The sequence below is a fragment of the Streptomyces brasiliensis genome (genome assembly GCF_014647875.1).
GTDB lineage: Bacteria > Actinomycetota > Actinomycetes > Streptomycetales > Streptomycetaceae > Streptomyces > Streptomyces brasiliensis.
Window position 1 is genome coordinate 248,425 of record NZ_BMQA01000007.1, and the last position, 17,802, is coordinate 266,226.

The window sequence follows — 17,802 nt, forward strand, 5'->3', positions numbered from 1 at the left end:
TCGCGTGCGGGGCTCGCGTCCGCCCTGCGTGAGGCCGACGTCCGCATCCTGGACGTCGGTGACGCTTGCGTACGTGTTGTATCTATCATGTGGACATGCATACGGCCGTGAGGCAGCCCCCTGCCGCCGACCGCGTCTACGCGCACGTCAAGCAGGGCGTCCTGGACCGCCGCTACGAAGGCGGCACCCTGCTCACGGAGGGTGAACTGGCCGAGGCCGTCGGGGTCTCCCGGACACCCGTGCGCGAGGCGCTGCTGCGGCTCGAGGTGGAGGGGCTGATCAAGCTCTACCCCAAGAAGGGCGCCCTGGTGCTGCCCGTCTCAGCGCAGGAGATCGCCGACGTCGTGGAGACTCGGCTCCTGGTGGAGCAGCACGCCGCGCGCAAGGCCATACCCGCACCGCCGAGGCTGCTCGAGCGCCTGGCGGAACTGCTCGCCGAGCAGAAGGCACAGGCCGCCACCGGTGACTTCGCCGCCGCCGCGGTCACCGACCGCTGTTTCCACGCCGAGATCGTGCGCAGTGGCGGCAACGAGATCCTCTCCCGCCTCTACGACCAACTGCGTGACCGTCAGCTGCGGATGGGCGTCGCCGTCATGTACTCCCACCCCGACCGAATCGCCAAGACGCTCTCCGAGCACGAGGAGATCCTCGACGCGCTGCGCTCCGGGGACGCGGAGGCGGCCGTCGGGATCGTGCACCGGCACGTGAGCTGGTTCTCGAACCTGGCGCGGGGTGAGGTCCGATGACGGGCGCCGCTCTCCCGGATGATCCACCCGGCGGCCGTCGCGCCGTATGGGTGTGGTGCGTCGGCGTCTCGGTCTACTTCGTCGCCGTCATCTTCCGTACGTCCCTGGGCGTCGCCGGCCTCGACGCCGCCGTCCGCTTCCATGTGGGCGCCTCGGCCCTGTCGACCTTCTCGATCCTCCAGCTCCTGGTCTACGCGGGCATGCAGATACCCGTGGGTCTGCTGGTCGACCGGCTCGGCACCAAGAAGGTGCTGGGTCTGGGGGCCTTGCTGTTCACGGCGGGCCAACTGGGCTTCGCGTTCTCGCCGTCGTACGGCACCGCGCTCGCCTCGCGCGCGCTGCTGGGCTGCGGCGACGCCATGACGTTCATCAGCGTGCTGCGCCTCGGCACCCGCTGGTTCCCGGCCCGGCGCGGACCCCTGGTCGCCCAGCTCGCCGGTCTCGTCGGCATGGCGGGCAACCTCATCTCCACCCTGGTGCTGGCCCGGCTGCTGCACGGCCTCGGCTGGGGCCCGGCGTTCGCGGGCAGCGCGCTGGCCGGAGTGGTCGTCCTGATCCTGCTCGTGCTGTTCCTGAAGGACCAACCCGAGGGCCACGAACCGGATCCCGTTCCGCACCAGGGCGCGGCCTACGTCCGCAAGCAGATCGCCGCCTCCTGGCGGGAGCCGGGCACCCGGCTGGGCATGTGGGTGCACTTCACCACCCAGTTCCCGGCGATGGTGTTCCTGCTGCTGTGGGGACTGCCCTTCCTCGTCGAGGCCCAGGGCCTCGGCCGCGCCACGGCCGGCGAACTGCTCACCCTGGTCGTCCTGTCCAACATGGTGGTCGGTCTGGTCTACGGCCAGATCGTCGCGCGGCATCACACGGCGCGGCTTCCCCTGGCCCTCGGCACGGTCGCGGCGACGGCCGGCGTGTGGGCGGCGACCCTCACCTATCCGGCGGACCACGCCCCGATGTGGCTGCTGCTGGTGCTGTGCACGGTGCTGGGCGCCTGCGGACCGGCCTCGATGCTCGGCTTCGACTTCGCCCGCCCCGCCAACCCGCCCGAGCGTCAGGGCACGGCGTCCGGGATCACCAACATGGGTGGTTTCATCGCGTCGATGACGACCCTGTTCGCGATCGGAGTCCTGCTGGACGCCACCGGCGACAACTACACGGTCGCGTTCTCGGCCGTGTTCGTCCTCCAGGCGCTCGGGGTGAGCCAGATCCTGCGGCTGCGCAGGCGGGCGGCGCGGCGCGAGCGGGAACGGCTGGTCGCCAGCCGCGTGGAGACGGTGCACGTGCCGGCGTGAGCCGCTCGGGTCAGCCGCTCACGGGTACGAGCGTCAGATAGGCGATGCCCAGGACACCGCGGTAGGTGAGCCACTGGGAGCGATGGGTGTCGAGCCGTTCGCGGGTCTCGGCGGCCAGCGGATGGTCCGGGTGCCCGGCGAGCCACACCTCGGTGTCCGCCTGGTACGCCGACTCGAACTCCTCCCACTCCGCTGGGCTCGCGGTCTCCGTCCACTCCGGCCGGAAACCGGCGTCGACGGCGAGGTCGAGCAGCCGGGCGAGGCCGTAGTGGTCGTCGGCGGAGGCGCCGGGCCACATGCCGGACAGCTCGGCCGGGGCCGGGGTCCGCTCCCAGAAGCCCTCACCGAGCACCACCCGCCCGCCGTCGGCGACCAGCCGCCGCAGTTCCCGCAGGGCCTCGGTGGTGTGCCGGGGAGGCTCGGCCGTGCTCAGCGCATGGCTCGCGCCCAGACACAGCACCAGGTCGGCGGGCCCGCGCCGGGTCCCCACGGCCGACTCCTCGACGAACTCCACCCGGTCCGCGAGCCCCCGCGCCCGCGCGTTGCGCCGCCCCCGCTCCAGATCCTCGCCGCGCAGATCGACGCCCGTACCGCACGGCCGGGTGCGGGCGGCTAACGGTGGCGGGCCGCGCTCCGGTGACCCGCCGCACCATCGCGTCCGCCCGCACGTCGGAGAGAGGACCGTGGAAGGTGAGCCGGGTGAGGCGGGGCGGAAGCCCTCCGGGGGCACCGGGCGCGTCGGTGGGGTCGGTCGACTCGGCAGTGCGTGACTCGGCGGTGGCGGAGTCGGTGAACTCGGTGTCGGTCATGGGGGGGCACGCTAGTTTCCGGCGGCGGAGCGCCGACAGCGAATATCGGTACGCCGACGACCCGCGCTCACTCCACCTTCCGGCCGTTACTGCGTGACCGTGAAGTTCCGCAGGATCGCCGCCGTCAGATCCGGGTCGCCCTCCGCCTTCACGCGGTCCGCGACCGACTCCGGGGTGACCCGGCCGCATGCCAGACGGACGTACGTCTCCCAGTCGAGGGTGAGGGTCGCGGCGGGGCCCAGGGCGGGGGCGGTCTCCAGCGTGCCGCGGCCCTGGATGTCGACGCGGATGGTGCGCAGGAACTCCACCGGCCCGTGCACGTCGAAGACGACCGCGGAACTGCGCGGAGCGCTCGCGTCGCCCGCGACGACCTGGGGAAGCTCACCGAGCAGATAGTCACGGGCGATGTACGCACCCGGGGAGTCCAGGTTGCCCGGGCGGCCCAGGGCAGCGCGCAGGTCCTGCTCGTGCACCCACACGTCGAAGGCGCGGTACCGCATCGCCTCTTCGAGCGTGTTCTCGGCGCCGAGGGGGCCGCGCACCTTGGTGCCCGGGTCACGCGACTCGTTCCGCAGCTGGCGGTTGCGGCGGATGATCGTGTACTCCAGCTCGGACGTCATCTCCGGCGCCGTGTGGTGGCGGCGCACGTCGACCTGCATCTCCATGTACCGCTGGTGCTCGTTGGTGACGTGAAACAGGTCACGCGGCAGCGTGTGGATGGGGCGCGGGTCGCCGAGCATCTCGCAGTCCATGCCGATGACGTGCGAGACGACGTCGCGGACCGACCAGCCCGGGCAGGGCGTCCGCCGGTTCCACTCGCCCTCGACAAGGGGCTGCACCAGCTCGGATATCGCTTCGATGGAGTGGGTCCACGCGTCGGCGTAGGGCTGGAGGGTGGGATGCAGACTCACGGAACGGGACCCCTCGGCGGTCGTTACACGGGCGGTTGGTGGCGGCGGTGCCAGTGGGAGGTGGCTGTCGGCGGGTGCCTCGGAACTGTTGGGAACTCCCCCTGGCTCTCGGCTTCGCTCGAACAGGGGGGACCCCCAAGCTACGCTGCTGTGAGGCACCCCGGCAGTGCTTTCGTGTGACGATCGTAGGCCCGTGTGGACGGCTCGAATGCCAGGACGGTGGTAGTGTGCACGCCTCGCTGATCCAAATCGCCGTAGAAGATGGCGAATCGGTCGAATCGCGAAGGCGGCGCGTGGCCGCCCTCGTACGAGAACAAGCCGGAGCCGATCTCGTGGTCCTGCCCGAGCTGTGGACCACCGGTGCTTTTGCCTACGAGGAGTTCGGGAACGAGGCCGAGCCGCTCGAGGGCCCGACGTACGAAGTGATGGCGAAGGCGGCGAGCGACGCGGGCGTGTGGCTGCACGCGGGCTCGATCCCGGAACGCGCTCCATCTGAAAGCGGCTCCGCGCCGGGGTCTGGCCCTCTCTACAACACGTCTCTCGTCTTCACCCCCTCCGGCGACCTGGCCGCCGCCTATCGCAAGATCCACCGCTTCGGTTTCGACAAGGGCGAGGCCGTCCTGATGAGCGCCGGGCACGACCTGGTGACGGTCCGGCTGCCGGAGACCACTCTGGGCGTGGCCACCTGCTACGACCTCCGCTTCCCCGAACTCTTCCGCGGTCTCGTCGACGCCGGTGCCGAGACCCTGGTGATCCCGGCGGGCTGGCCGGAACGCCGGCGAGCGCACTGGACGCTGCTGGCCCGGGCGCGGGCGGTCGAGAACCAGGCGTTCGTGCTCGCGTGTGGAACGGCCGGGACGCACGCCCGGGTTCCCCAGGCGGGTCACTCGATCGTGGTCGATCCCTGGGGCGAGGTGCTGGCCGAGGCGGGCCCCGGAGAGGAGGTCCTCACGGTGGACTTCGACCCGGCGAAGGTGGCGACGACGCGCGAGGCGTTCCCGGCGCTGAAGGATCGCGTACTGGGACTGGAACCACCGCGCCGGGCCCTTTAGACGTCGGGATCGCTGGACCTCGCCCAGCTGCGCCTGCGCCTACCCGGACACAGCCGGCTCCCCGAACCCCGACGACCCCCCGGACCCCGCCGTCATCTCGTCCCCGAGCGGCTGTTCCGTCCAGATGACCTTGCCCTCCGGGGTGTACCGAGTGCCCCACCGCTCCGCGAACTGGGCCACGAGGAACAACCCGCGCCCGCCCTCGTCGGTCGTCGCCGCGCGGCGCAGGTGCGGGGCCGTGCTGCTGCCGTCGGACACCTCGCAGATCAGGCTGCGGTCGCGGATCAGCCGTACGTGGATGGGACAGCCGGCGTGCCGGATGGCGTTCGTGACCAGCTCGCTCAGGATCAGCTCGGTCGTGAACGCCACGTCCTCCAGGCCCCACTCCTCCAGGGTCCGGGTCGCAGCCGCCCGCACCCGGCCCACGGCCTCCGGGTCGGCCGGCACCTCCCAGGCCGCCGTCCGGTCGGCCGGGAGCAGCCGCGTCCGGGCCACGACCAGGACGATGTCGTCGCGCGGCCGGTCGGGCACCAGTTCCCTGAGCACGGACCGGCAGATCTCCTCCGGTGTCCGGGCGGCGCCGGCCAGCGTCCCGCGCAGCCGTTCGAGGCACTCGTCGATGTCGCGGTCCTGGTCCTCGACCAGCCCGTCCGTGTACAGCACCAGCGAACTGCCCTCGTCCAGCCGCAGCGAGGTCGCCTCGAAGGGCAGCTGACCGCCCAGTCCCAGCGGCGGCCCGCCGGGCACGTCGAGAATCTCCGCACCGCCGTCGGGGCGGATGACGGCCGGTGCCAGATGCCCGGCCCGGGACAGGGTGCACACCCCGGTGCCGGGGTCGTACACGGCGTACAGGCAGGTGGCCCCGGTGACCGGCGGCCCCTCGCCGTCGCCGGACTCGTCCTGGTCGATGCGGGAGACGAGTTCGTCCAGGTGCCACAGCAACTCGTCGGGCGGCACGTCCAGGGTCGAGAAGTTGTGGACGGCGGTGCGCAGCCGGCCCATCGTCGCCGCGGCGTGCAGTCCGTGCCCGACGACGTCCCCCACGATGAGCGCGACCCGCGCGCCGGGCAACGGGATCACGTCGAACCAGTCGCCGCCGACCCCGCCCTGCGAGGCCAGCGCGGGCAGATAGGCGTACGCCACGTCGAGGGCGTTCTGGTCGGGCAGGGCCCGGGGCAGCAGGCTGCGCTGCAGCGTGACGGCCATGCCGTGCTCACGCGTGTAGCGGCGGGCGTTGTCGATGCTGACGGCGGCCCGGGCCACGAGTTCCTCGGCGAGGGAGACGTCGTCCGGCTCGAAGGGCGGGCGCCGACCGGAGCGCCAGAAGGTGGCCACGCCCATGTTGACGCCGCGGGCGCGCAGCGGCGCCGCGAGCATCGAGTGGATCCCGGACTCCACGATCCGCCGCGCCCGCTCGGGGTCCTGCTCCTGCCAGCCGGCGAAGGCGGTCAGATCGGCGTCCAGTACGGCCTCGCCGGTGCCGAAGCCGGCCGCCTGCGGGGTGTCCGGCGCGAAGCGGATCAGCTGGCCCGGCCCGTGGAGCGGGGTCCCCTGCCGTACTCCCTGGAAGCCGACGCGGCGCATGTCCTCGCCGTTGGGCGGCGGCTCGCCGCCCCGCAGCACGGGGTCCGCGAGGTCGACGGTGACGAAGTCGGCGAACCGGGGCACCGCGAAGTTCGCCAGCTCCTGGGCGGTGTGGGCCACGTCGAGGCCGGTGCCGACCTCCAGGCCGGCGTCGAAGAGCAGCTTCAGCCGCTCCTGGGCCATGTCCGCCCGGCCGGTGAGGGCCTGCAGTTCGGTGGTGTCCCGCAGCGTCGCGACGCTGCCGGGCGGACCGCCGTCCCGGTCGGTCGACCGCTGGCTGACGGCAAGCAGTCGGCCCTGCGCCGGATGCACCTCGTCGGTGGCGTTACGACCGGAGGCGAACAGCCGGGCCAGGTCGCGGCCGATGTCCAGATCGAGCGGCGAGCCGCCCTCCGCGTCCGGGCCCAGCCCGAGCAGCCTGCGCGCCTCGTCGTTGGCCAGCGCGATCCTGCCGTTCCCGTCCATGATCAGCACGCCCTCCCGTACGGCGTGCAGCACGGCGTCGTGATGCTCGTACATCCGCGTCATCTCGGCGGGCTCCAGGCCGTGCGTCTGGCGCTTCAGCCGCCTGCTGACCAGGGCCGTACCGGCGGTGGCGATGGCCAGCGCGACGACCGCCGAACCGAGCAGCATCGGCAGTTGCTGTTCGACGACCCCGCTCACCTTCTTGAGCGTGACCCCGGCGGCGACCAGGCCGACGACCTTGCCCTGCGCGTCCTTGACGGGGACCACGGCGCGCACGGAGGGGCCCAGCGTGCCGGCGTAGGTCTCCTGGACGACCCCGCCCGCCACGGCCGGTGAGATGCGGCCGATGTAGTGCTTGCCGATCTGGGTGGGGTCGGGGTGGGCGTAGCGGACGCCGTCGGTGCTCATCACGACGATGAAGTCCACGCCGGACGCCTTGCACGCCGCCTCGGCGCGCGGCTGGAGCACCGCGCTCGGGTCGGGACTCTGCAGCGCCTCCGCCACGCCGGGAGCGTGGGCGAAGGTCTCGGCCACGGCCAGGGAACGGTTGCGGGCCTCGCGCTCGCTGTCGTGCCGGACCTGAAGGAACACGGTGACCACTGCGGCGACCACCAGGAGCACGACGATCGCCGCCTGAAGGACGAAAACCTGCCGGGCGACGGTGCGCACGCTCAGTGCCGAGCGCAGGCGGCCGAGGAATCCCGCCATGTTTCCTTTATCTCACAAGCAGTACTGGTCCTCCTCCCAGCTCAGCCTCGCCCGTGCGCCCTCGGCCGGCCTCAGTCCCCGTCCCGCTCCTTCTCGGCGAGGTGGATCACGCACACCGCCACCGCGATCAGCAGCGCCGGGTCCGCGTCGTCCCGTACGACGTCGACGCCGTACGTCTCCCGGACGTGCAGCCATCGCCGGGAGATCACCGCGAGCAGCTCACCGTCGTACTCGACGGCGAACTCGCGGTCCAGGATCTTGCCGCTGACGTCGAGCTCGGTGCCGTCCACCAGGGACACGCGGTAGTGGTTGCGCAGCAGGGACAGCCGCTTGCGCCGGATGGTCGCCAAGGGCTCGCCGCCGCGCTCCATCACCATCGTGTCCCGCAGGGCGAACATCTTCCGGTGGATGTCGACGAGCACACGCCCGTGCGTGTCCTTCAGCTCGAAGGTGTCCCGCAGACGCATCGCCTTGCCGTCGACGAGGAACACCTTGTCGCCGTGCTCGTCCTCGATCCAGTAGTCCTCGCCGAAGCCGAGGAGCCGGTCGCGTACCAGGAATCTCATGCTGTTACGGCTTCCCCGCGCGCGGGACCGAAACGCCGCCGGTAGGCCGACGGGCTGAGCCCGGTCTCGCGCCGCAGCCGTGCCCGCAGGTTGGCGGCGGTGCCGAGACCGCTCCGGGCCGCCACCACGTCCAGCCGTTCCTCGCCCCGCTCGATCAGCCGGCAGGCGAGGGCGACACGCTCCCCGGTCAGCCAGGCCAGCGGCGTGGTGCCCAGTTGCGTACGGAACCGGCGGTGCAGCGTGGCGGGGGAGACGGCGGCGCGGGCGGCCAGGTCCGCCACGGTCAGCTGCTCGCCCAGCCGCTCCTGCGCCCACGCGAGCAGCGGGCCGAGCGACTCGTCCGGCACGTCCGGCACCGGCCGCTCCACGAACTGCCGCTGCCCGCCGTCCCGGTGCGCGGCGAACACCAGCCGCCGGGAGACGGCGTTGGCGATCTCGGCGCCGTGGTCACGCCGGACGACGTGCAGCCCCAGGTCGAGGGCGGAGGCACTGCCGGACGCGGTGAGGATGTCGCCGTCGTCCACGAACAGCACGTCCGGCTCCAGCCGCACGCGCGGGAAGCGAGCCTGGAAGGACTCGGCCCACATCCAGTGACAGGCCGCCCGCCGTCCGTCCAGCAGTCCGGCCTCGGCGATCGTGAACGCGCCCGAGCAGAACCCGACGAGCCGGGCGCCACGCGCGTGTGCCCGTCGCACGACGTCCAGGACGCGCGGCGAGCGCGGCACATCGGTGTCCGGCCGGTTCGGCACGATCAATGTGTCCGCCTCCTCGGCCGCCTCCAGTCCGGCCACCCCGGTGAGCGTGAAGAACCCGTCCCGCATCCGGGTGTCCGGCCCGGCCGCGCACAACCGGAAGTCGTACAGCTCCCGCCCCAGCTCGGGCCGACGCAGCCCGAACACCTCGATCGCGCAGCTCATCTCGAAGGGATTGGAGTTCTCGTCGACGACGAGGACGACACGATGAGGTGCCGCCTGAGAGGATCCTTGCGCCATATGCGATTCCTAGCACTCGCGCGGTCCCAAGGCCACCGCGAAGGATGACCGCATGACCCAGAACGCGACCTCCCCGATCTCCCCGGCCTCCCCGGTCTCGCTGCCCTCGGCCCTGGCGTCCTTCACCGAGCAGTGGAGCCCCCGCATCGTGACGTCCGTCAACGACTACGACGTCCGCATCGCGAAGGTCGAGGGCGACCACGTCTGGCACGTCCACGACCACACCGACGAGTTCTTTCTGGTCCTGGAGGGTGAACTGCACATCGCCCTTCGCGAGCCGGCCGGCGAACGCACGGTCGTCCTCTCCAAGGGTTCGGTCTTCACGGTCCCGCACGGCACGGAACACAAGCCGTACGCCCCGGTCCCGACGGCCATCCTCCTCTTCGAACCGACCGGCACCCTGACGGTCGGCGACCGCCACGAAGACATCCCGGCGCACGTGGACGCGACGACCGGACACGCGCTGGGCTGACTGTCGGTGGCGAGTGGCACCCTTGATCCATGAGCGACACCACCCCTGCCCCGACCCGCCGCCGTGCCCGTGTCCGCGCTCCCGAGCTGATCGGCAAGGGCGGCTGGCTGAACACGGGCGGTACCCAGTACACCCTCGCCGACCTGCGGGGGCGCATCGTCATTCTGGATTTTTGGACGTTCTGCTGCATCAACTGTCTGCACGTCCTGGACGAGCTGCGGGAGCTGGAGGAGAAGCACCGGGACACCGTCGTGATCGTCGGGGTGCACTCGCCGAAGTTCGTGCACGAGGCCGAGCACGGGGCCGTGGTGGACGCCGTCGAGCGGTACGGGGTGGAGCATCCCGTGCTCGACGATCCGGAGCTGGCCACCTGGAAGCAGTACGCCGTGCGGGCCTGGCCGACGCTCGTCGTGATCGACCCCGAGGGATACGTGGTCGCCCAGCACGCCGGTGAGGGGCATGCGCACGCCATTGCGCGGCTCGTGGAGGAGCTGGAGGCCGAGCACGCCGCGAAGGGCACGCTGCGCCGGGGCGACGGGCCGTACGTCGCGCCGGAGCCCGAGCCGACCGTACTGCGCTTCCCCGGCAAGGCGATGTTGCTGCCCGGCGGGAACTTCCTGGTCAGCGACACCACACGGCACCAGCTGGTGGAGCTGGCCGAGGACGGTGAGAGCGTCGTGCGGCGGATCGGCTCCGGGGTGCGCGGGTTCGCGGACGGTGCGGCGGACGCGGCGTCCTTCAGCGAGCCGCAGGGTCTGGCCCTCCTCGACGACTCGTCCGTGATCGTCGCCGACACCGTCAACCACGCCCTGCGCCGCGTCGACCTCGCCACCGGTGAGGTGAGCACCCTCGCCGGCACGGGCAAGCAGTGGTGGCAGGGGTCAGCCGCCTCCGGTCCGGCCCGTGAGGTCGACCTCTCGTCGCCCTGGGACGTTGCCCTGTTCGGCGGCAAGGTGTGGATCGCCATGGCGGGTGTGCATCAGCTGTGGGCGTACGACCCGGCCGAGGGGACCGTGGGCGTGGCGGCGGGTACGACCAATGAGGGGCTCGTCGACGGGCCCGCCGACCAGGCCTGGTTCGCTCAGCCCTCCGGTCTCGCGGCCACCGCCGACCGGCTCTGGCTCGCCGACTCCGAGACGTCGGCGCTGCGCTGGGTGGACCCCGACGGCACCGTCCACACGGCCGTCGGCACCGGTCTGTTCGACTTCGGCCACCGGGACGGCGCCGCCGAACAGGCTCTGCTCCAGCATCCGTTGGGGGTGACCGCGCTGCCCGACGGTTCGGTGGCCGTGGCCGACACGTACAACCACGCGCTACGGCGCTTCGATCCGGCGAGCGGCGAAGTGACCACGCTGGCCACGGACCTGCGTGAGCCGAGCGACGCGGTGCTGGTCGGCGACGACATCGTGGTCGTCGAGTCGGCCCGGCACCGGCTGACCCGGCTGCGGCTGCCCGAGGAGGCGGTGCGGGTGGCGGCGGTCGCCCATCGCACCCAGCGCGCGGCCACGGAAGTCGCGGCCGGCAGGCTGCGGTTGGACGTGGTCTTCCAGGCGCCCGCCGGTCAGAAGCTCGACACGCGGTACGGCCCCTCGACCCGCCTTCTCGTCTCCTCCACGCCGCCCGAGCTGCTGCTCGCGGGCGAGGGCGCGGACACGGACCTGTCCCGTGAGCTGGAGCTCAACCCCGCTGTCCAGGAAGGCGTGTTGCACGTCTCGGCGATGGCGGCGTCCTGCGATGACGACCCGTCCGCCGAGTTTCCCGCCTGCCATGTCCACCAGCAGGACTGGGGCGTTCCGGTCCGCCTCGTCGAGGGTGGGGCGGACCGGCTGCCGCTGGTGCTTGCAGGGATGGACGACCAGGAGGACTGAGGGAGTCAGCGGCGGCGCGGGCGCGGCGCCAGCTTGAACAGGGCCACCCCGGCGGCCAGCAGCGTGGTGGCCGCCACCATCAGCGCGATGCTGTTCAGCCAGACGCCGGTGGCCGCCAGGGTGGCACCGCCCGCGCCGGTGGTGCCGGCGCCTATCACTCGTCCGTACATCGTGCTTCTCCGTTTCGAGGGTTCGGTTTGCGTAGGTGAGGGTGTTTCCGCGTGGGGGGCGGTTCAGGTGGCGACCCACTTCTCCTCGCTGCGGCGCAGCAGGCCCCACAGGGAGGAGAAGTAGACGGCGTGCTGGAACAGGTCGTAGAGCATCTCGGGGATCATCACCGCGGCGACGAGGACGGCCCGGGGGCCCGCGCGGCGTACGGAGACGGTCTTCTCGACCACGAAGATCAGGCCGATCGCGGTCCAGAACGGTGACATGCCGGGCCAGCCGTACAGCGAGGTGCACGTGATCATGAAGGTCAGATAGACGAGGAAGGACAGCGCGCCGAAGCCCATCAGGAACTGCTGGAGGAAGTAGCGGGCGGTCACCCGGGTCCAGCCGTAGTCGCGCAGGTTCTCCAGGGCGCCGCGCTGCCAGCGCAGCCGCTGGTGCCACAGTTTGGACAGGGTGGGCATGACCTCGGTGGTGACCGCGCAGCCGGCCGGGGACATCGCCCGGTAGCCGAGGGTCTTGACCGCCTTGGTCATCTCGTCGTCCTCGGTGAGCGAGGCGAGGCTGTAGTAGTTCGTGCCGCCGCCGATGACTCCGGCGCGGCGGGCGGCGCGGACCTCGCGCAGGACGCGGGCTCGGAACATGGTGCCGGTGCCGGTGAGCACCTGGGCCTTGCCGCCGGTGCGTTCCAGTTCCCAGGCGTAGCGGTGGAACTCCATGCGCTGGAGCAGGCCGAGGAGGCCGCCGCCGGGCTCGCCGTAGAAGACGCCGCCGACGGCGCCGACCTTGCGGTTGAAGGCGGCGATGGCGGTCTCGGCGAACCAGGGGCTGAGCACGGTGTCGGCGTCCTGGACGAGCAGCAGGTCGCGGTCGTCGAGGTGGGGCAGTACCCAGGCGATGGCCTGGTTGAGGGCGCCGGCCTTCTTGTGGGTGTTGCCCTGGGTGAGGAAGACCTGGGCGCCGAGGGAGGTGGCGATGGCGGCGGTGTCGTCGGTGCAGTTGTCGGCGACGACGATGACCAGGTCGGGTCGCCGGGTCTGGCGCCACAGGCCGTCGAGGGCGGCGGCGATGCGATCCTGTTCGTTGTGGGCCGGTATCAGGACGGCGAGGCGGGGCCGGTCGGCGGATGCGTCCGGTGCGGCGTGCGCCCTGCGGGCGGCGTGACGCGGCGAATGCGACGCGCTGTTCGCGAGGTGGCGCACGGCGAGCCCCCGGTCAGGATGTGTGGAGGACCCGGCTTCCCCTCCTGGCCCTCAGATGTGAAGAGTCTTCACGATTTCCACACAACTCCACAAGTTGCCTTGGATAACGGATTTCTCAAGGCGCGGCTCGGCCGAGGAACGCCGATGACAGAACCTGCCGGCTCCCGGGGCCGAATCCTCCGGGAGCCGAGCGGGGCGGCGGTCAGTTCTCCAGGAACGCCACCAACGCGTTGGCCAGCATGTGCGGGTCGTTCGCGCCGCACAGTTCGCGGGCGCTGTGCATCGACAGGATCGCGACGCCGATGTCGACCGTCCTGATGCCGTGCCGGGCCGCCGTGATGGGGCCGATCGTCGTGCCGCAGGGCATCGAGTTGTTGGAGACGAAGGACTGGAAGGGCACGCCCGCCTTCTCGCAGGCCGCGGCGAAGACCGCGCGGCCCGAACCGTCCGTCGCGTAGCGGTTGTTGACGTTGACCTTCAGGATCGGGCCGCCGTCGACCCGCGGGTGGTGCGTCGGGTCGTGGCGCTCCGCGTAGTTGGGGTGTACCGCGTGGCCCGTGTCCGAGGACAGGCAGATCGTGCCGGCGAAGGCGCGTGCCCGGTCCTCGTACGAACCTCCGCGCGCGAACACCGAGCGCTCCAGGACTCCGCCCAGCAGTGGTCCGTCCGCCCCGCTGTCCGACTGCGAGCCGTTCTCCTCGTGGTCGAAGGCGGCGAGGACCGGGATGTGGGGAAGGGCCGTTCCCGAGGCCGCCACCGCCGCCAGCGCCGCCGTCCCCGCGTGGACCGACAGCAGGTTGTCCATGCGCGGCCCGGCGAGCAGTTCACGGTCGCGGCCCAGGAAGGCCGGTGCCTCCACGGAGTGCGTCATCAGATCCCAGCCGGTCACCTCGCCCGACGGCAGTCCGGACTCCTCCTCCAGGAAGGCGATAAGGTCGCCGTCGCGCACGTCGTCGCCGAGGCCCCAGATCGGCTGCATGTGCCGCTGCTTGTCGAGCTTGAGCCCCTCGGCGGTCACCGACCGGTCGAGGTGGATGGCCAGTTGGGGCACCCGCAGGAGCGGCCGGTCGATGTTCACGAGGCGCGTCGAGCCGTTCCGCAGGGTCAGCCGGCCGGCCAGGCCCAGATCCCGGTCGAGCCAGGAGTTGAGCAGCGGCCCGCCGTAGATCTCCACGGCGACCTGGCGCCAGCCGTGCGCGCCGGTGTCCGGGAGCGGCTTGACGCGCAGGTTGGGCGAGTCGGTGTGGGCGCCGACGATCCGGAACGGCGTATGGGCTCCGGCGCCCTCGGGGACGTACCAGGCCACGATCGCGCCGCCGCGCAGTACGAACCTGCCGCCGCTTCCCGCGGCGGAAGCCGCTGATGTCTCCGCGTCCCAGGCGTCCGTCTCGGCGACCTGGCGGAAACCGGCCTTCTCCAGCCGCGCGGCGGCGTTCGCCACGGCGTGGTACGGCGACGGGCTCGCCGCGAGGAAGGACATCAGGTCGTCGGTGTGGCCCCGGTCGAAGCGGGTTGATGCGCTCATGGGTTTCTAGCTTAACGACGTACGTGGGTCTCCTCCCTGTGACGGGAGCAGACCCACGTAGGTGGTCGGAGCGACGGGCCGGTGACTAGAACGCGGCCTCGTCCAGCTCCATCAGGTCCAGGTCGACGTTCTCCGAGACCTTGCGGGCCAGGGTGACGCCGGGCAGGACGTTGGCCGCGAAGAACTTCGCCGCGGCGATCTTGCCGGTGTAGAAGGCCACATCTTTGGACGACACGGCCTTGGCGGACGCCGTCTCCAGCTTCTCGGCGGCGACCGCGGCGCCCTTCAGGAGCAGGTAGCCGACGATGACGTCGCCGGAGGCGAGCAGCAGGCGGGTGGTGTTCAGGCCGACCTTGTAGATGTTCTTGACGTCCTGCTCGGTGGCGGCGAGGTCGGTCAGCATGAGGCCGACGATGGCCTCCAGCTCGACAGCGGCCTTCGCGAGGTGCTCGCGGGCGCCCGCCAGCTCCTCACCGCCGGTGCCGAGGGCCAGGAACTTCTTGATGTCCTCGGCGAGGGAGTTCAGCGCTGCGCCCTGGTTGCGGACGATCTTCCGGAAGAAGTAGTCCTGGCCCTGGATCGCGGTCGTGCCCTCGTAGAGGGTGTCGATCTTGGCGTCGCGGATGTACTGCTCGATCGGGTACTCCTGCAGGAAGCCGGAGCCGCCGAAGGTCTGCAGCGACTGGGCGAGCTGCTCGTAGCCCTTCTCGGAGCCGTAGCCCTTGACGATCGGCAGGAGCAGGTCGTTCAGCGCGTGCTCGGTCGACGCGTCCTCGCCGTTCGCCTCCTTGACCGCGATGGCGTCCTGGATCGAGGCCGTGTAGAGGACGAGGGCGCGCATGCCCTCCGCGTACGCCTTCTGCGTGATGAGCGAACGGCGCACGTCGGGGTGGTGGGTGATGGTGACCTTGGGCGCGGTCTTGTCCATGAACTTCGCCAGGTCGGGACCCTGGACGCGCTCCTTGGCGTACTCCAGCGCGTTCAGGTAGCCCGTGGACAGCGTGGAGATCGCCTTCGTGCCGACCATCATGCGGGCGAACTCGATGATGCGGAACATCTGGCGGATGCCGTCGTGCTTGTCGCCGATCAGCCAGCCCTTGGCGGGGTGGCGGTCGCCGAAGGTCATCTCGCAGGTGTTGGAGGCCTTGAGGCCCATCTTGTGCTCGACGTTGGTGGCGTAGACGCCGTTGCGCTCGCCCAGCTCGCCGGTCTCGAAGTCGAAGAGGTACTTGGGTACGAGGAAGAGGGACAGGCCCTTGGTGCCGGGACCGGCGCCCTCGGGGCGGGCGAGCACGTAGTGAAGGATGTTCTCCTCCATGTCGTGCTCACCGGAGGTGATGAAGCGCTTCACGCCCTCGATGTGCCAGGAGCCGTCCTCCTGCTGGATCGCCTTGGTGCGGCCGGCGCCGACGTCCGAACCGGCGTCGGGCTCGGTGAGCACCATGGTGGAGCCCCAGGTCTTCTCCACGGCGATCTCGGCGACCTTCTTCTGCCACTCGGTGCCCTCCTCGAAGAGGATGCGGGCGAACGCCGGGCCGGAGGAGTACATCCAGATCGCCGGGTTCGAGCCGAGGATCAGCTCCGCGTACGACCAGATCAGGGACGGCGGGGCCGTCGTGCCGCCGATCTCCTCGGGCAGGCCGAGGCGCCAGTACTCGGAGTCCATGAAGGCCTTGTAGCTCTTCTTGAAGGACGCCGGGACCGGCGCGGTGTTCGTCTCGGGGTCGAAGACCGGCGGGTTGCGGTCGGCGTCGGCGAAGGACTCGGCCAGCTCGTGCTCGGCGAGCCGCGTCAGCTCCTCCAGGACGCTCTTCGCGGTGTCCGTGTCCATCTCGGCGAAGGGGCCGGTGCCGTACAGCTTGTCGCGGCCGAGGACTTCGAAGAGGTTGAACTCGATGTCGCGCAGATTCGACTTGTAGTGCCCCATGTGACGGCTCCGTATCGGACTCGGCGAGGCACTGACTCCTCGCATCTGGATTCATGCACCAATGAATGACTACGATGATGCTACCCGTCGGTAATAAGAAGCAACCCCGAACCGGTCATCTGTGACTCAGTACGCTTGCGTCCATGTACGGCTATGACCAGAACCTCGGCGCTCAGCAGCAGTACGCCCCGCCGCAGCAGCCGGCGGGCGGTGCCGGTGGGTACGGCCAGCAGCCGCCGCTGTACCCGGAGCCGTCGCCGCCGTCGCTCGCGGACGCGGTGCGGGCCTTCACCACCGGCCAGTTGGCCGCGGAGGACTTCCAGCAGGTCTTCGCGACCTCGAAGGTGTACTGCCCGCGCGGTGACAACCCCGGGTTCCTCGCCCTGCACAACACCCAGCAGCCGGTGATCCCGATGTTCACCTCGCTGAAGGAGTTGCGCCGGTACGCGGGCAAGGAGTCCAAGTACTTCGTGATCACCGGCTCCGAGGTGATCGACCTCCTGCCGACCGGCTACGGCTTCGTCCTCGACATGGAGGGCGAGCACCGCATGGTCTTCGACGCGAAGGCGGTCGAGCAGATGGTCGAGTTCGCGATGCGCCGCATGTATGGCTAGACGCCCTCGCCGCGCAGACGGCTGAGGCGCTGCCCCGCTCTCGCGTGAGCCCGGAGGGGAATTCCCTCCGGGCTTTCTCTGTTGGGGGTGGCAGAAAGTTCAACGCTCAACTAATCTGGGTCCTCAAGGAGGTACATCGACGGCATCTTCGACCACCAGGACTCGCACGGCGGGGGCGGCACCATCACCAACGGTGACACCCAGTGGATGACGGCGGGCGCCGGCCTCCTGCACATCGAGGCCCCGCCGGAGCACCTCGTCGTGTCCGGTGGCCTCTTCCACGGTCTGCAGCTGTGGGTGAACCTGCCGGCCAAGGACAAGATGATGGCGCCGCGCTACCAGGACATCCGTGCAGGCAGCGTCCAGCTGCTCACGTCCCCCGACGGCGGCGCGCTCCTGCGCGTCATCGCCGGTGAGCTGGACGGTCACGCGGGCCCCGGCGTCACGCACACGCCGATCACCATGATCCACGCGACGCTGGCGCCCGGCGCGGAGATCACGCTGCCCTGGCGCGAGGACTTCAACGCCCTGGCGTACGTGCTGGCGGGCAGGGGCACGGTCGGCGCCGACCACCGCCCGGTCAAGCTCGGCCAGGCCGCGGTCTTCGGCAACGGCTCCTCGCTGACCGTCCGCGCGGACGAGAAGCAGGACTCCAACACCCCTGACCTCGAGGTCGTCCTCCTCGGTGGTCAGCCGATCCGTGAGCCCATGGCCCACTACGGCCCGTTCGTCATGAACACCCGCGAAGAGCTCCAGCAGGCCTTCGAGGACTTCCAGAAGGGTCGCCTCGGCACCGTCCCGGCGGTCCACGGCATGACGGAGGCCGGCCCGCAGGCCTGACCCCGGCCCCGCACCCCCGCACCACCCCGACGAGCCGTGCGCCATGTGGCCCACGGCTCGT

The 17,802-nt window shown here is 70.9% G+C and carries 14 protein-coding genes and 2 pseudogenes; 7 read left to right on the forward strand and 9 right to left on the reverse strand.

From position 1 onward, the window contains the following. The first annotated feature begins 95 nt into the window (after positions 1 to 95). Both IEZ19_RS14025 and IEZ19_RS14030 read left to right on the forward strand, forming a co-directional pair. Positions 96 to 746: a GntR family transcriptional regulator gene (locus IEZ19_RS14025; protein ID WP_189311475.1), complete on the forward strand. Its 651-nt coding sequence runs from the start codon at positions 96 to 98 to the stop codon at positions 744 to 746. After that, complete coding sequence (locus IEZ19_RS14030) at positions 743 to 2,038, forward strand: MFS transporter (protein ID WP_189311476.1); 1,296 nt, start codon at positions 743 to 745, stop codon at positions 2,036 to 2,038. Before IEZ19_RS14025 ends, IEZ19_RS14030 begins: the two co-directional genes overlap by 4 nt. A gap of 10 nt (positions 2,039 to 2,048) precedes the next feature. Here IEZ19_RS14030 and IEZ19_RS14035 read toward each other — a convergent pair. Both IEZ19_RS14035 and IEZ19_RS14040 read right to left on the reverse strand, forming a co-directional pair. Continuing rightward, a pseudogene (locus tag IEZ19_RS14035) lies at positions 2,049 to 2,847 on the reverse strand (methyltransferase domain-containing protein). Positions 2,848 to 2,933: 86 nt separating this feature from the next. After that, positions 2,934 to 3,758: a maleylpyruvate isomerase family mycothiol-dependent enzyme gene (locus IEZ19_RS14040; RefSeq protein ID WP_189311477.1), complete on the reverse strand. Its 825-nt coding sequence runs from the start codon at positions 3,756 to 3,758 to the stop codon at positions 2,934 to 2,936. Positions 3,759 to 3,985: 227 nt separating this feature from the next. Here IEZ19_RS14040 and IEZ19_RS14045 point away from each other — a divergent pair, with 227 nt between their 5' ends. Beyond that, a complete protein-coding gene (locus tag IEZ19_RS14045) occupies positions 3,986 to 4,810 on the forward strand; it encodes a carbon-nitrogen family hydrolase (RefSeq protein WP_189311478.1) in 825 nt (274 codons plus the stop codon). Positions 4,811 to 4,849: 39 nt separating this feature from the next. On the opposite strand, the gene IEZ19_RS14050 is transcribed toward IEZ19_RS14045, so the two are convergent. The 3 genes from IEZ19_RS14050 to IEZ19_RS14060 form a co-directional block, all read right to left on the reverse strand. Next, entirely contained in the window at positions 4,850 to 7,567 is a 2,718-nt protein-coding gene (locus tag IEZ19_RS14050) for a SpoIIE family protein phosphatase (RefSeq protein ID WP_189311479.1), read from the reverse strand. A 71-nt stretch (positions 7,568 to 7,638) separates the two neighbouring features. Further along, complete coding sequence (locus IEZ19_RS14055; protein ID WP_189311480.1) at positions 7,639 to 8,133, reverse strand: LURP-one-related/scramblase family protein; 495 nt, start codon at positions 8,131 to 8,133, stop codon at positions 7,639 to 7,641. Continuing rightward, on the reverse strand, positions 8,130 to 9,125 hold the full coding sequence (locus IEZ19_RS14060; protein WP_189311481.1) for a GlxA family transcriptional regulator: 996 nt from the start codon (positions 9,123 to 9,125) through the stop codon (positions 8,130 to 8,132). Before IEZ19_RS14060 ends, IEZ19_RS14055 begins: the two co-directional genes overlap by 4 nt. 52 nt (positions 9,126 to 9,177) lie before the next feature. Between IEZ19_RS14060 and IEZ19_RS14065 the strand changes: the two genes are divergently transcribed. Together IEZ19_RS14065 and IEZ19_RS14070 are read left to right on the forward strand one after the other, a co-directional pair. Further along, positions 9,178 to 9,597: a cupin domain-containing protein gene (locus tag IEZ19_RS14065; RefSeq protein ID WP_189311482.1), complete on the forward strand. Its 420-nt coding sequence runs from the start codon at positions 9,178 to 9,180 to the stop codon at positions 9,595 to 9,597. Positions 9,598 to 9,626: 29 nt separating this feature from the next. Further along, positions 9,627 to 11,465: an NHL domain-containing thioredoxin family protein gene (locus tag IEZ19_RS14070; RefSeq protein WP_189311483.1), complete on the forward strand. Its 1,839-nt coding sequence runs from the start codon at positions 9,627 to 9,629 to the stop codon at positions 11,463 to 11,465. A 5-nt stretch (positions 11,466 to 11,470) separates the two neighbouring features. Here IEZ19_RS14070 and IEZ19_RS14075 read toward each other — a convergent pair whose 3' ends face one another. The 4 genes from IEZ19_RS14075 to IEZ19_RS14090 form a co-directional block, all read right to left on the reverse strand. Beyond that, positions 11,471 to 11,635 (reverse strand): hypothetical protein, encoded by a 165-nt coding sequence (locus IEZ19_RS14075; protein ID WP_189311484.1) that lies wholly within the window; start codon positions 11,633 to 11,635, stop codon positions 11,471 to 11,473. A 63-nt stretch (positions 11,636 to 11,698) separates the two neighbouring features. Continuing rightward, positions 11,699 to 12,835 (reverse strand): glycosyltransferase family 2 protein, encoded by a 1,137-nt coding sequence (locus IEZ19_RS14080; RefSeq protein ID WP_268248631.1) that lies wholly within the window; start codon positions 12,833 to 12,835, stop codon positions 11,699 to 11,701. 202 nt (positions 12,836 to 13,037) lie between these two features. Continuing rightward, a complete protein-coding gene (locus tag IEZ19_RS14085; RefSeq protein WP_189311485.1) occupies positions 13,038 to 14,360 on the reverse strand; it encodes a M18 family aminopeptidase in 1,323 nt (440 codons plus the stop codon). A gap of 85 nt (positions 14,361 to 14,445) precedes the next feature. Then, on the reverse strand, positions 14,446 to 16,287 hold the full coding sequence (locus IEZ19_RS14090; RefSeq protein WP_189311486.1) for an acyl-CoA dehydrogenase: 1,842 nt from the start codon (positions 16,285 to 16,287) through the stop codon (positions 14,446 to 14,448). Between the two features lie 143 nt (positions 16,288 to 16,430). On the opposite strand from IEZ19_RS14090, the gene IEZ19_RS14095 reads away from it, so the two are divergent. Both IEZ19_RS14095 and IEZ19_RS14100 read left to right on the forward strand, forming a co-directional pair. Beyond that, a complete protein-coding gene (locus IEZ19_RS14095) occupies positions 16,431 to 16,901 on the forward strand; it encodes an SseB family protein (protein ID WP_189311487.1) in 471 nt (156 codons plus the stop codon). Positions 16,902 to 17,036: 135 nt separating this feature from the next. Continuing rightward, positions 17,037 to 17,741 (forward strand): annotated as a pseudogene (locus tag IEZ19_RS14100) (pirin family protein); the annotation flags it as partial. Positions 17,742 to 17,802 lie beyond the last annotated feature (61 nt).